The organism is Stenotrophomonas pavanii, assembly GCF_900101175.1.
GTDB classification, from domain to species: Bacteria; Pseudomonadota; Gammaproteobacteria; order Xanthomonadales; family Xanthomonadaceae; genus Stenotrophomonas; species Stenotrophomonas pavanii.
The window spans coordinates 458314-472070 of record NZ_FNFQ01000002.1 but is presented as its reverse complement, the minus strand read 5'-3'; the positions used below and the strand labels follow the sequence as shown (position 1 = coordinate 472070).

Annotated in this window: 13 protein-coding genes; 8 read left to right on the top strand and 5 right to left on the bottom strand. The window is 69.7% G+C overall.

Going from position 1 to position 13757, the window contains the following annotated elements; genetic code table 11:
* Window positions 1-61: 61 nt before the first annotated feature.
* Complete coding sequence (locus BLS66_RS05580; protein WP_053505899.1) at window positions 62-706, bottom strand: hypothetical protein; 645 nt, start codon at window positions 704-706, stop codon at window positions 62-64.
* A gap of 184 nt (window positions 707-890) precedes the next feature.
* On the opposite strand from BLS66_RS05580, the gene BLS66_RS05575 reads away from it, so the two are divergent.
* Window positions 891-2051: an amidohydrolase family protein gene (locus tag BLS66_RS05575; RefSeq protein WP_074725359.1), complete on the top strand. Its 1161-nt coding sequence runs from the start codon at window positions 891-893 to the stop codon at window positions 2049-2051.
* 115 nt (window positions 2052-2166) lie between these two features.
* Here BLS66_RS05575 and BLS66_RS05570 read toward each other — a convergent pair whose 3' ends face one another.
* Window positions 2167-3048 (bottom strand): LysR substrate-binding domain-containing protein, encoded by an 882-nt coding sequence (locus BLS66_RS05570; RefSeq protein ID WP_049465161.1) that lies wholly within the window; start codon window positions 3046-3048, stop codon window positions 2167-2169.
* A 119-nt stretch (window positions 3049-3167) separates the two neighbouring features.
* Between BLS66_RS05570 and BLS66_RS05565 the strand changes: the two genes are divergently transcribed.
* Window positions 3168-3869: an ankyrin repeat domain-containing protein gene (locus tag BLS66_RS05565; protein WP_074725358.1), complete on the top strand. Its 702-nt coding sequence runs from the start codon at window positions 3168-3170 to the stop codon at window positions 3867-3869.
* A 51-nt stretch (window positions 3870-3920) separates the two neighbouring features.
* On the top strand, window positions 3921-5378 hold the full coding sequence (locus BLS66_RS05560; protein WP_074725436.1) for an amidohydrolase family protein: 1458 nt from the start codon (window positions 3921-3923) through the stop codon (window positions 5376-5378).
* Window positions 5379-5508: 130 nt separating this feature from the next.
* On the opposite strand, the gene BLS66_RS05555 is transcribed toward BLS66_RS05560, so the two are convergent.
* Window positions 5509-6438, bottom strand: a complete 930-nt coding sequence (locus BLS66_RS05555) for a LysR family transcriptional regulator (RefSeq protein ID WP_053505897.1) — start codon at window positions 6436-6438, stop codon at window positions 5509-5511.
* A gap of 93 nt (window positions 6439-6531) precedes the next feature.
* On the opposite strand from BLS66_RS05555, the gene BLS66_RS05550 reads away from it, so the two are divergent.
* Complete coding sequence (locus BLS66_RS05550; protein WP_074725357.1) at window positions 6532-7725, top strand: MFS transporter; 1194 nt, start codon at window positions 6532-6534, stop codon at window positions 7723-7725.
* 291 nt (window positions 7726-8016) lie between these two features.
* Here the strand turns inward: BLS66_RS05550 and BLS66_RS05545 are convergent, their stop codons facing one another.
* Both BLS66_RS05545 and BLS66_RS05540 read right to left on the bottom strand, forming a co-directional pair.
* On the bottom strand, window positions 8017-8670 hold the full coding sequence (locus BLS66_RS05545; protein ID WP_057493747.1) for a response regulator: 654 nt from the start codon (window positions 8668-8670) through the stop codon (window positions 8017-8019).
* On the bottom strand, window positions 8663-11692 hold the full coding sequence (locus tag BLS66_RS05540; protein ID WP_074725356.1) for a sensor histidine kinase: 3030 nt from the start codon (window positions 11690-11692) through the stop codon (window positions 8663-8665). The genes BLS66_RS05545 and BLS66_RS05540 overlap by 8 nt, the downstream gene beginning before the upstream one ends.
* Before the next feature lie 96 nt (window positions 11693-11788).
* Between BLS66_RS05540 and BLS66_RS05535 the strand changes: the two genes are divergently transcribed.
* The 4 genes from BLS66_RS05535 (at window position 11789) to BLS66_RS05520 (ending at window position 13693) form a co-directional block, all read left to right on the top strand.
* Entirely contained in the window at window positions 11789-12118 is a 330-nt protein-coding gene (locus tag BLS66_RS05535; RefSeq protein WP_049465174.1) for a hypothetical protein, read from the top strand.
* 77 nt (window positions 12119-12195) lie between these two features.
* Window positions 12196-12612, top strand: coding sequence for a helix-turn-helix transcriptional regulator (locus tag BLS66_RS05530; protein ID WP_049465175.1), 417 nt, complete (start codon window positions 12196-12198; stop codon window positions 12610-12612).
* Window positions 12609-13265 (top strand): hydrolase, encoded by a 657-nt coding sequence (locus BLS66_RS05525; protein ID WP_014647472.1) that lies wholly within the window; start codon window positions 12609-12611, stop codon window positions 13263-13265. The genes BLS66_RS05530 and BLS66_RS05525 overlap by 4 nt, the downstream gene beginning before the upstream one ends.
* Window positions 13266-13267: 2 nt before the next feature.
* Window positions 13268-13693, top strand: a complete 426-nt coding sequence (locus tag BLS66_RS05520; protein WP_074725355.1) for a DoxX family protein — start codon at window positions 13268-13270, stop codon at window positions 13691-13693.
* Window positions 13694-13757: the final 64 nt, after the last annotated feature.

The window sequence follows — 13757 nt, the reverse complement described above, 5'->3', positions numbered from 1 at the left end:
GCCCGGCAATGCCGGGCCTTCTGCTGTGTCGATATCCGCTGTGATGGCGCGCGCCGGTGGCCTAGGGCAGCGCCTGCTGCAGGTACGATTCGATGACGTAGCTGAAGGGCTGCTGCTGGCGGTCGCGCAGCAGGGCGCGCACCTCCAGGATCACGCCGTGGTCGCCTTCGCCGCGCGGCGGCCAGAAGGTCTGGTCGGCCAGGGTCTGGCGCTGGAAGCCGAGCGGGCCGACCACACGACCAAAGGGCTCGTCGGTGCTGTCCAGCACCTGGTTCATGGCAGGGCTGAGATGCTCCGGCAGGTACCAGTTGTCGGCCTCGGAGAGCACACGGCTGCCACAGACCAGCTGCACGCGGCGGTAGCGCAGTGGGGTGCCCGGTCGCGTGGCGCCCAGCGCCTGCAGCACGTCGGCGGGTGCAGGCTTGTCCTGGCCATGCACGCGCACCGCGCGTACCCGGGCCTGCTCGGCCAGGCCATGCTCTGCGCACCAGTGTTCCAGGGTGGCGGTGGCACTCTGCCCGGACAGTACCCGCTGGTGCAGCCGCTCGACCAGCGCCGCCGGTGCGATGCGTTGCTGGCCGGGCGGCGCCTGCAGCGGCGCGCTGGCGGCGGCATCGGTGGCGGACAGGCTGGCGATCGGTGCAGCCGCAAGCAGTGACGCGGCCTGCCAGCGGCGGAGACGGTCGTGGCGGTCGGACGGGCCCATGCGGCATCACAGCGGAAACAGGCGCCTATGTTACCCGTTCAGGCGTCTGTACGGCGTGGCCGTCGCGCGCCGTCGCCACCGCGTTCATCGGATTAGTGAATATGTGGCATCCAGATATTTCGTTGGCCGATGGCGGTCGCTGCGCGCAGGATGGCGCCCTGACTTGGCTTTCCCGGAGTTCCCGATGACCCTCCAGTTCGTCCATGGCGGTGTCGACCGCGACGGTGCGCCGCTGCAGTTCCATATCCAGGACGGGCGCATCCGCGGCCTCGGCAGCGATGCAGTGCCGGCCGAAGGGGCCGAACACATCGACCTGCACGGTTTTGCGCTGCTGCCCGGGCTGGTCGACGGCCACATCCATCTGGACAAGAGCTTCGTCGGGGACCGGTGGCATCCGCACCAGCCGGTGAACAGCCTGCGTGAGCGGCTGGCGGTGGAGAAGGCCGCGATGGCCGGCGCCGCGCCGATGGCGGACCGCGCCGAGGCATTGATCCGCCAATGCAGCCGCTTCGGCACCGTGGCGATGCGCTGCCACGTGGATGTGGATGGCAGCACCGGCCTGCGCCATCTCGAGGCGGTCCGCGAAGCGGCGCGGCGCTGTGCCGACATCATGCGCATCCAGCTGGTGGCGTTCCCGCAGGCCGGGGTGATGTCCTGCCCGGGTACCGCCGCCGTACTGGAGCAGGCGCTTTCCGCGGGCGTGGAAGTGCTCGGCGGCATCGACCCGACCACGCTCGATGGTGATGCCGAAGGCCAGCTGGCGCTGCTGTTCGGGCTGGCCGAGCACCATGGCGTGCGGCTGGACATCCATCTGCACGAGCCCGCTGAAACCGGACTGGCGCAGCTGCTGCGCATTGCCGCGCGCACGCGTGCTGCCGGCCTGCAGGGGCGCGTGGCGGTCAGCCATGCCTATTCGCTGGGCGATGTGCCGCTGGCGCGCGCACTGCAGGTGGGTGAGGCGCTGGCCACCGCCGGTGTCGCCATCATGAGCAACGCGCCGGGCGATCATCCGTTCCCGCCACTGCGTGCACTGCACGATGCCGGCGTGCGCGTGTTCGCGGGCAATGACAACATCCGTGACTGCTGGTGGCCGTACGGCAACGGCGACCTGCTGCAGCGTGCGATGTTGCTGGGCTACCGCTCGGGCTTCTACACCGATGCCGACCTGATGCTGGCGCTGGACATGGTCACCACGCATGCCGCGCAGGTGATCGGCCTGCCGCAGCATGGCATCGCCGAAGGCCTGCCGGCGACCTTCGTCGCCGTACGTGCGGACCACGGTCCGGCTGCGGTGGCCGCGGTACCGGTGGAGCGCCGGGTAATGGTCGACGGCCGCTGGCTGTAGCGCCGCGCCGTGCCAACCGCTGCAGCGCCGGCCATGCTCGCCGGCTTTCCCGCCTGCCGCCGCAACGGACGACGTTGATCGGGATGCATCCACGCATGGCGTGGATCCACTGTGGTCACTCCGGTTCGCGCTGTACCTGCCGCCACAGCTCGCTGGCCAGCGCACGCACGGCGTCATCAGCGTCCGCGCGGTGCAACAGGCCGATCTCGTAATTGTCGATCACCGGCAGCGCGCGATCGCCATCGATGATGCGGTGGTCGCGGGTGACCGCCCGACGCGGCAACAGGCTGATGCCGATGCCATCGGCCACCGCGCCCTGGATGCCACTCAGCGACGAGCTGGTGAACGCGATCCGCCAGCGCAGGCCCAGTGCTTCCACGGCGTGGATCATCTCGTCGCGGTACAGCCCGCGCGGCGGGAAGGTGACCAGCGGCAGCGGATCCTGCTGCAGGCAGCTGCTGCGCAGGCTGTCGATCCAGTGCATCGGCTCGCGGCGGCAGTGCACCGCCTGGCGGCTGTTGCGGCGCTGCTTGACCAGCACCAGGTCCAGCTCGCCGTGGTCGAAACCCTGTGCCAGGTCGCGGCTGAGGCCGCTGCTGATCTCCAGCTTCACCTGCGGGTGGCGACGGCTGAAGGCGGCCAGCATGCGCGTGGTCTGCGCATTGACGAAGTCCTCGGGAACGCCGATGCGCACCGCGGTCTCCACCGTGGCGCCGGCCAGTGCCTGCGCCATTTCCTCGTTCAGGTCGAGCATGCGCCGGGCGTAGCCGAGCAGGGTGTGGCCGGCATCGGTGGGATGGACATCGCGGTGGCCGCGTTCAAGCAGGCGATGCCCCGCCAACGCTTCCAGCCGGCGCACCTTCTGGCTGACCGTGGACTGGGTCGAATGCAGGCGCGTGGCTGCCGTGGTGAAGCTGCCGCAGTCGGCCACCATCACCAGCGCCCGCAGCAGGTCCAGTTCGAACAGCGTTCTATTCGATTTGGCACTGTCAGCCATTTGAACATTTCACTTCTGGATACCCCGGCCGACTTCTACCATGCAGGCCACGGCCCGGCAATGCCCGGCTGCTGCCACCGCCGCCCGGGTTCCGTGCGACGGACACGAGGAGACACGTCATGCGCTTCCATTGTTCTGCTGCCAGGCCTGCGCCGTTCGCGCGCGTGATGCTGTTGTGCCTGCTGGCCATGGCCACGCCCGCCTGCACCGCAACGTCCAAAGCCGACGTCGATGGCCGCCTGCGTGATGCCGCCAGCCGCGGCGACGCCGATGCGGTGCGACAGGCGATCGAGGAGGGCGCCACGCTGGAGGCGCGCGATGGCCAGGGCCGCACGGCGCTGCTGCTGGCCACGCACGGCAACAACGTGGAGGCCGCGCGCGCGCTGATCGAAGCCGGCGCCGACGTCAACGCCAAGGATGCGTTGCAGGACAGCGCCTACCTGTATGCCGGTGCGCGTGGGCTGGACGAGATCCTGGCGATGACGCTGGCGCACGGCGCCGATCTGCACAGCACCAACCGCTATGGCGGCACTGCGCTGATTCCCGCCGCCGAGCGTGGCCACGTGGCCACCGTGCGCACGCTGCTGCGCGCCGGCGTCGCGGTGGATCATGTCAACCGCCTGCACTGGACCGCGCTGCTGGAAGCGATCCTGCTCGGCGATGGCGGCGCGCGCCACGTGCAGATCGTGCAGCTGCTGCTCGATGCCGGTGCCGATCCCGAGCTGGCCGACGGTGATGGCGTGACGCCGCTGGCACACGCGCGCCAGCGCGGCTATGCCGGCATTGAAACCCTGTTGCGCCAGCACGGCGCGACGCGCTGAATGCAAACCCCTTCCACCCGCACGCTGGGCGTGCCCACCAGGATGCTGTCCATGTTCCGTTCCCGTCCGTTGTCCCTTGCCATCCTCCTCGCGGTGGCGCCGCTGTCGGCGTCTGCTGCCGAGCGCGCCGACCTGCTGATCCGCAACGCCACCGTGGTCGACGTGGAACATGCCAGCACCCGGGCCGGGCAGAGCGTGGTGATCCGTGGCGAGGACATCGTTGCGGTCGGCCCGGACGCCCAGCTGCGCGGCCAGTGGAGCGCAGCCCGCCAGATCGATGCCAAGGGCAAGTACCTGATCCCGGGCCTGTGGGACATGCACGTGCACTTCGGCGGTGGCCCGGCGCTGATCGAAGAGAACAAGGCACTGCTGCCGTTGTACATCGCGCACGGCATCACCACCGTGCGTGACTGTTCCGGCGACCTGCCCGGGCAGGTGCTGCAGTGGCGCGGTGAAATTGCCAAGGGCACGCTGTTCGGCCCGCGCCTGCTCAGCTCGGGTGCGAAGATCGAAGGCATCAAGCCGGTGTGGAAGGGGACGATCGAAGTCGGCAGCCAAGCCGACGTCGACCAGGCGATCACCCGCCTGCAGCATGACAAGGTCGATTTCGTGAAGATCACCGACAGCACGCTGACGCCGGAACTGTTCCTGTACTCGGCCAGCGCTGCGCGAAAGGCCGGCTTCAAGGCCTCGGGCCACATTCCCATGGCACTGACCGTGGAGCAGGCGGTCGATGCCGGCCTGGCCTCGATCGAGCATCTGGACTATGCATTCAAGGCCGGCAGCAAGGACGAAGCGCAGATCGCCGCCGACTTCGGCGCAGGCCGCATCGACCGCGCCGAAGCCAACCGCCGCCTCGATGCCAGTTTCGACCGTGACACGGCGATGCATGCCTACCGTGATTTCGCCAAGCGTGGCGTGTTCGTGACCCCGACCCTCAACGGCGGCCGCATCCTCGACTTCCTCGACCAGGATGACCATGCCAACGACCCGTACCTGGCCTACATCGGCCCGGGCCTGCGCGCGACCTACCAATGGCGCGTGGATCGTGCGGCAAAGGCCACACCGGCACAGATCGAGGCGCGCCACGCGCAGTATCACCAGGTGGCTGCCGTGCTGCCGATGCTGCAGGAAGCGGGGGTGACGATCATCGCCGGCACTGATGCGGGCTTCCTCAATTCGTTCAATTTCCCGGGCATCGCCCTGCACCAGGAGTTGCAGTTGTTCGTGAAGGAGGGCCTGAGCGCGCCGCAGGCGCTGTCGGCCGCCACCCGTTCCGGCCCGGCCTGGTTCGGCCAGATGGACCGCTATGGTGGTGTGGCGCAGGGCAAGGCCGCCGATCTGGTGCTGCTGACCGCCAACCCGCTGCAGGACATTGCCGCCACCGAGAAGATCGACAGCGTGGTGCTGCGTGGCAACGTGTATGACCGTGCCGCGCTGGACAAGATGCTGGCCGACACCAAGGCAAAGGTCGCGGCGTGGAATGCCAACGCTGCCAAGGCGCAATGATCGACAGGGTCCGATCCCTTCCCGCCGGGAAGCGCTCTGACCCTGTGGCCTCGAACGGAATCCACGCATGGCGTGGAGCTACCCGTATCGTCAGGAGATCCACGCCATGCGTGGATGATGTGAGCGGGCGCTAGCGCGGTGCCGGCCGCATTCCGTGCAGCTGCGGCAATGCGGCCTTCATCGCGTCGATGAAGGCGCGCAGCCGGGGCGGCTGCTGGCGCGCGGCAGGAAACACCACGTGCACCGGGAGCGCCGGTGCCTGCCAGTCCGGCAGCAGCTGCACCAGGCGCCCTTGTGCCAGGTCCTCTGCGACCAGCCAGGCCGAGACCACCGCCGCGCCCAACCCCGCGCGCGCGGCCTGCTGCACCACGAACAGGTTGTCGGTCAGCAGGCGTGGGCTGATCGACAGCGTGTGCGCGCGCCCCTGCGCGTCATGCAGCAGCAGGCGCTCGCGGTAATAGGTGACCAGCGAGATCCACGGCAGTGACTGCGCCTGTTCCGGCGTGCGCACCACCGTGGCCTGCACCAGCGAGGGCGCTGCCACGACGATGCGCGGCACTTCGGCCAGCGGCAGCGCGACCATGCGCGGCTCGTCCACCGGGCCGACCCGCACCGCGCAGTCGATGCCTTCGGCGACGAAGTCGGGGCGGCGATCTTCCAGGATCCACTCCAGGCTCAGCTGCGGATGCTGGGCGAGGAAGGCCAGCATGGTCGGCAGCAGCTGGGCCTGGCCGAAGGCGTGCGGCACCATTACCCGCAGGCGTCCACGCAGCGTTTCCGGTTCGCCCTGCAGCTCGGCCTGCAGCGACTCCCATTCGTCGACCACGCGTTGTGCATGACGCTGGCAGCGCAGCCCGTCCTCGGTCAGCTGCAGCCCGTGGGTGGAGCGCTGCAGCAGGCGCAGGCCGAGCTGACGCTCCAGCGCCTGCAGGCGCCGGCTGACCGTCGGCTGGGTGGTGCCCAGCTGCACGGCCGCAGCAGACAGGCTGCCGGCATCGACGATGCGCAGGAAGGTGCGCAGCAGATCCAGGCGATCGGCGCCGGTGGCAAGGTCATTCATGCGTGGCACGTATGAAGTGTATGTGCAGGAGCCTACTACAGACGCCAAGCGAATACAGGCAGGATACGCCCACCTCCTCCACCGGACTTCCCCATGTCTACCCCTTCGCTGTCCGTCGCCGCCGCACCCGCGACCGCACCGTCCACGCCGTTGGTGCTGGCGATGGCGGCCGGCGCCGGCTTCTCGGTCGCCTCGCTGTACTACAGCCAGCCGATGTTGGGCCTGATCGCCCAGGACCTCGGCGCAGGTGAACGCGCCGCCGGCCTGGTGCCGACCTTGACCCAGCTCGGCTATGCGCTGGGCATCCTGCTGCTGGCACCGCTGGGCGACCGCTTCGACCGCCGCAACCTTATTCTGTTGAAGTCCGCGCTGCTGGCGCTGGCACTGGGCGCCGCAGCGATGGCCGGGCACCTGCCGGGGCTGCTGATGGCCAGCCTACTGGTCGGGCTGATGGCCACGCTGGCCCAGGACATCGTGCCCGCCGCGGCGGTGCTGGCGCCGGATGCACAACGCGGTCAGATCGTCGGCCGGGTGATGACCGGCCTGCTGCTCGGCATCCTGTTGTCGCGCGTGGTCAGTGGCGTGGTGGCTGAAGCATGGGGTTGGCGCACGCAGTTCGTACTGGCTGCGGTATCGGTGGCGACGATGGGCGCGGTGATGGCGCGCGCGCTGCCGCGCTTTGCACCGACCAGCACCTTGCGCTATCCGGCGCTGCTGGGCTCGTTGCTGGCGTTGTGGCGCGAGCAGCCACAACTGCGCCGCGCCGTGGCCAGCCAGTCGCTGCTGGCCGTGGGCTTCAGCGCGTTCTGGTCGACGCTGGCGTTGATGCTGCACGCACGCCTGGGCCTGGGCAGTGCTGCGGCCGGTGCGTTCGGTATCGCCGGTGCGGCCGGTGCTCTGGCCGCGCCGTTCGCCGGTCGCTTCGCCGATCGGTTGGGCAGCCATGCGGTGGCGCGGCTGGCGATCGCAGTGGCACTGCTGGGCTTCGGCCTGCTGCTTGCTGAGCGCTGGCTGCCGGTCACTGCGCTGCTGCCGCTGCTGGTGGTGAGTGCATTGCTGTTCGACTTCGGTTTCCAGTCGGCGCTTGTGGCGCACCAGACGCTGGTCTACGGCCTGGTGCCACCGGCGCGCAGCCGGCTCAATGCGCTGCTGTTCACGGGCATGTTCATCGGCATGGCGGCCGGTGGCGCGCTGGGCAGCCTGGCGCTGGCGCAATGGGGATGGCACGGCGTGGCCTGGTTGGCGGTGGTGTGTGCGGGCAGCAGCCTGCTGCTGCGTTTGAAGTAGCGGGTGTTGGGCAGGGCCTGCAGCCCTGCACCTGCGGTCTGTTGGAACCGCTCTCGGGGTCAGATCCGTTTTCCGGAGGAAAGCGGATCTGACCCCAGATGTATTTCGATATCTGACAGAGATCCATCCACGCATGGCGTGGATCTACCGTGTCGACCAAGGTCGACACCTACCACCCGCCATCCCACGGAATCCATGCTGTTGCTGTTGTGGTTGCCGTTGCTGCCGAGGTTGCCGGCCAGCGGCCGGCACTACCGCGGGTGCAGGGCTGCAGGCCCTGCCGAACACTCGCTAATCGTGCCCGCTGTCGTCCAGGCTGATGATGCCGCGCCGCAGTGCCTGGGTGACCGCATGGGTGCGATCACCCACACCGAGCTTGTCCATCAGGCTCTTCATGTGCGCCTTCACCGTCTGCTCGGAAATCTGCATGCGCTCGCCGATGCGCTTGTTCGACAGGCCACCGGCCACATGCCGCAGCACCTCGGTCTCGCGCGGCGACAACCGGTCTTCCACCACGTGCGCGGCAATGCTGGCCGCCACCGCCGGCGGAATCGGTGCGCGGCGGCCACCGGCGACCATGCGGATGGTATCGACCAGTTCGTGGCGCAGCATGTCCTTCAGCAGGTAGGCGCTGGCGCCGGCCTGCAGTGCCCGTACCGCGCGTACGTCACCACGGTAGGTGGTCAGCACGATGATGCGCGCGCGCGGGTCCATCGCGCGGATCCGCACGATGGCCTCGACGCCATCCAGGCGTGGCATCTGCAGGTCCATCAGCACTACGTCCGGCCGTAGTTGCTGGTAGCGGGCGATGGCTTCCTCGCCGTCGGCGGCCTCGCCCAGCAGGCGCAGGTCGGGCTGGGCGCCCAGCAGCGCAGCCAGTCCGTCACGCAGCAACGGGTGGTCGTCGACCACAAGCACGCCGATCGGGGCAGGGGACTCACTCATGGGATGTTCTTCTCCAGGGCCACCGCCAGCGTGAGGGGCGGCGGTGATACAGGCGCCGGGCGGGAACCGCCAGCGCGACTTCAGTGCCCAGCCCGGGGCGGGTCCACAGCTGCAGCTCCGCGCCGAGGCGCTGCGCGCGCTCACGCATGCCCTGCAGGCCCCAATGGCCATGGCCTGCATTTTCGTCGGCGATGCCCACGCCATCATCGCGCACGTGCAGCAGGAAGCAACGCGCGCCGTAGGACAGCTCTACTTCGATGGCGCTGGCACTGGCGTGGCGCAGTGCATTGCGGATGGCCTCCCGGCCGATCAGGAACACCTCTTCGGCCGCGTCGGCCTGCAGCGGTGGCGCCGTGCCTTCGACGGTCAAGCGCAGTGGGTTGGTGCCGTGCCCGGCGTACTCGGCGTGCACATCGGCCAGCGCAGAGGCAAGGTCGCGGCCGGCGAAGGGGCCCTCGCGCAGGGCATTGACCCGCTCGCGGCCCTCGGCCAGGTTGCGTTCGGCCAGCTGCATCGCCGATTCCAGCTGGCTGCGCACCGGCTCGGGGGTCTGCGCTGACTGGCTGATCGCATGCAGGCGCAGGATCAGGCCCTGGCTGCCCTGCAACAGGGTGTCATGCAGGTCGCGTGCGATGCGTTCGCGTTCACCATTGCGTTCCTGCAGGCGCGCGCGGAACAGTGCGGCCAGCTGCCCGCTGCGGATGCGCACCGCCATCACCAGCAGCGCAAGTATCGCGGCGGCGCACAGCAGCTTGAACCACACCGTCTGCACGAAGGTGGGGGCGATGCGGAAGCTGCGGCTGGCCGGTGCGGTGCTCCAGATGCCGTCTTCGTTGGCCGCTTCGACCTCGAACCGGTATTTGCCCGGGGCCAGATTGGTGTAGTAGGCGCGGGTGCTGCTGCCGGCGTCCTGCCAGCCGTCGTCGACGCCGGACAGTCGGTAGCGGTAGCGGTTGCGTTCCGGGCGCGCCAGCGACAGCGCCACGTAGTCGATCTGCAACTGGCTGGTGCCGGCTGGAAGGCGCAGGCCGTCGCGCAGTGGCGCATGCATGCTGCCATAGAGCACTTCGCCGATGCGGACACTGGGCGCCATCGCATTGACGTGCGAACGGGTCGTGTCGAGCCAGGCCAGGCCCTGGTTGGTGGCCAGCCACAGCAGGCCGTCATCGGCCAGGACGGCAGTGGCGATCGGCCCGCTCTGCAGGGCGATGCCGGGCATGCCATCGATCGCATCGAACAGGCGCGGCGTGACCGGCTGGCCGCTGCGCAGGGCCGCGCGCAACGGGCCGCTTTCCAGCCTGACCAGGCCGCGGCTGCCGTTGAGCCAAAGGTGCCCGTTCGGATCGGCAACCATGCCGGTGATGCCTTCCAGCACACCGGCCATGTCGGTGCGCACCGGAACGAAACGGCCCTCGCCCAGACGTGCGGCCAGGCCGGCCTCGCCGGCCACCAGCAGCAGCTCCTGATGCTGCAGTATCGCAGTGACCGGCCCGACGGACAGGCCCTGGCGGGCGTCGAGGGTGTCGATGCGGGTGGCTCCCATCCGGCGCAGACGGCCATCGGCATAGCCGAGCAGCAGCTGGCCACGGGCATCGAGCGCCAGCGATGAGCAGGCCTGTTCGGGCAGACGGCCTTCCTGCCGCCATTGGCCGTGCAGGTACTGCAGGACGCCACGCTCCCCCGTGCAGACCCAGGCCTGGGTGTCGTCGGGGAACAGCAGGGCGTGCAGGGGCTGCCCGGTGAACGGGGCCGGCAGCGGAATCAATGTCGTGTGGCCGGCCACCGTGCGCGCAAGGTTGACCCAGTCGAACTGCCAGATCGGCGTGGGCGCCTGGCGCGCGGCGGCCTGCAGCTGCGGCGCGCTGCCATCCAGCAGGTGGCGTTGCAGGTCATAGGGCCTGAGGTCTTCGCCATAGCCATACACGCGACCATCGCTGGCCCGTACCAGCGAGCGGTAGGGGTCGCTCGGGCCGACCACCAGGGTGTGCACGCTGCGTGCGCGGAAGCGGTTGAGGCCGAGATTGGTGCCGACCCAGAGATTGCCTTCGCGATCGACGATGATCGGCACCGCCGAGGTGGCGGTCAGCCCGTGCGGCGAATCGAAGCGCTCCATGCGCACGGCCTGGGTGCCGGCGAAGGTGACGCGGGCGACGCCGCCGTGCGGGCTCATCGTGGCCCACAACGCACCGTCGGCGGTGAACTGCAGGCGCGCGGCGACCAGCGCCGGCAGCCGCCGCGCTTCACGCTCGGTGTCCGGTAGCAGGCCCTGCGCATTGGCCAGCGGCGACGTGCCGCGCACGCGGTCGGCCAGCCACACTTCGCCCTGCGGGCTTTCGGCCAGCGTCGCCATCTGCGAGACGGCGATGCCAGTGTCCTTGAACGTGGCCTGGCCGGCGGCACGCATCCAGATCCTCAGGTCGGCCACTACCCAGAACGTTCCCCGGCTGTCGTGCAGCACCCACTGCACACGGCGCTCGGGCAGCCCGGCGCTGGCCGGCATGGGCTGCCAGCGTTGTCCATCGAACCGGCGCAGCCCGCCATTGACCGCCGCCCACAGCTGGCCCTCGCGATCCTGGCTGAAGTGCGGCACCACGCCGACCGGCACGCCTTGCTGGCGGCCATAGCTGTGCAACTGACCGTGCGCGAAGCGGCTGATGCCGGCCTGGAAGTAGCCGATCCACAGGGCGCCGTCGTGGCCATGGGCCAGGGTGACCATGTTGGTGGACGGGAAGTGGCTGCCGGCCGGGGCCGGCTGCCGTTCGAAACGGCGGCCATCGAAGCGGTACAGGCCCGAGCCGGTGGCCAGCCACAACAGGCCGTCCCGGTCCTGGGTGATGTCCCAGATGTCGCCGGGCGCACCCTGGCCGACCCGCCAGGCCGTGTGTTCGTAATCGGGCAGGCCACCGCTCACCGGCGGGCGCTGCACGGCAAGGGCGGGCAGGGCGGTCAACAGCAGCAGGCACGTCAGCAGCGCCGGCAGGCGACGCACGAACGGGAAGGGGCGGCCACGCATGGCGCGCATTCTGGCAGGTGTGGGGCAGCCCGGGGTGACCCGAACGGGGTAGGCAACGGGCGTCGCCGTCGGCTATCACGCCGGCATGACTCCCGGAGCGCATCCATGCAGCGCCTGTTCGTGATGTTCCCCGACCGCGGTCCGGGCATTGGCCTGCTGTGGCTGCGGCTGTGCCTGGCTTCGGCGTTGTGCACGCCCGGCGTGCACGCCGGCTGGTGGCTGCTGTGCCTGCTGGCGGCGGCCATGCTCGCGCTGGGGGTGTTGACCCCCCTGGCGGCGATGATGGCGGTCGCAGGCATGTTCGCGCAGCAGGCGCCTTGGCCGCTGGTGGTGTTGCCGCCGGCGCTGCTGATGGTGGGGCCGGGGGCCTATTCGCTGGACGCGCGTTGGTTCGGGCGCCGCCTGCTCGGCCGTCGGCCTCCCCCATTCGGGTAGGCGCCGGCCTCGACCGACGGGGGTAGGGCATCGCACGCCGGCCGCGCACCATGGGCCACCCCCTCGCGGCGCCCCGCATGGCCACCGTCAGTCCGCCCGATCCGTCCGCCATCCCGCTTGCCCCGCAGCAGGCCGCCGCACTGCAGCGAGCCCTGCGCTATGTCGATGAGCACCTGTCGCAGCCGCTGCGGGTCACCGAGCTGGCGGCCGCCGCCTGCGTCAGCCGCTTCCATCTGGTGCGCCTGTTCCGTAGCGGCACCGGCGCCAGCCCGTTGCGCTATGTGCGCCGCCGCCGCATCCAGCGCGCCTGCCAGTTGCTGCCGGGTGCGCAGCTGCCGATGGCGTGCCTGGCCCAGCAGCTGGGCTTCTTCGACCAGAGCCATTTCGTCCGCAGCTTCCGCGCGGAGACCGGGTGCAGCCCCGGCCAGTATCGGGCCGGCGACGCCGCCCTGTTGCTTCCCCATGATCGTGTTTCCCACGGAGTCCATCCATGAGCCTTGCCACCGCCACGCCCGCCCCGGCCCTGCTGTCGCCGACCGACCACGCCCTGGTGCTGATCGACTTCCAGTCGCAGATGGCGTTCGCCACCCACACCATCGACATCTCCGCGCTGCGCAACAACGTGTCGCTGATCAGCAAGGGGGCCAAGGGGTTCAACGTGCCGGTCGTGTTGACCACGGTGGCCGAGACGTCATTCTCCGGCCCGATGTTCCCGGAGCTGCCGCAGATCTTCCCGGGCCAGCCGGTGTTCGACCGCACTTCGATGAACACCTGGGAAGACCAGCCGGTGATCGATGAGATCAACCGCATCGGCAAGCGCCGGCTGGTTCTTGCCGGCCTGTGGACCAGCGTCTGCATCGTTGGGCCGGCGCTGTCGGCGCTGGCGCAGGGGTTCGAGGTCCATGTGATCACCGATGCCTGCGGCGACGTCAGCGAAGAAGCGCACGAGCGTGCGATCACCCGCATGGTGCAGGCCGGCGCGGTGCCGATGACCAGCGTGCAGTACCTGCTCGAACTGCAGCGCGACTGGGCACGGGGTGAAACCTACGACCTGACCACCGGCATCGCCCGCGACCACGCCGGCGGCTATGGCATCGGCATCCAGTACGCCAAGCGCATGTTCGGCGCGCAGGAAGGCGGGCACTGAGCATGCTGGCTGGCCATGGCCTCGACCTGGCCCTGCTGATGCTGCGCGTGGCGGCAGGCGGCTTCCTGCTGCCGCACGCGCTGGGCAAGCTGTTCGGCTGGTTCGGTGGACCGGGGCTGCATGGCTTTGCAGCAGAGCTGCGCGGTTTCGGGCTGCCGGCAGTGGCGCCGTTGCCGCTGCTGCTGTCCCTGCTGCAGGTGCTGTCCGGGCTGGCCGTGCTGCTCGGCTGGCAGACCCGCATCGCCGCGCTTGCCGCCGCTGCCTTCATCGGCTTCACCGTCCTGTTGGCCCTGCCCAAGGGCTGGTTCTGGATGCGCGGCGGCAGTGAGTACCCGCTGATGTGGACCACGGTGCTGCTGGCCCTCGCGCTGGCCGGGCCGGGGGCCTGGGCGCTGGATGGCCTACGACTTCCGGGAGCTTTCGCATGAGTCACGATCCCCTCGACCACGGCCGCCGCACCGTGATGCTGGCCAGCGGCGCCGCGGTTGCGCT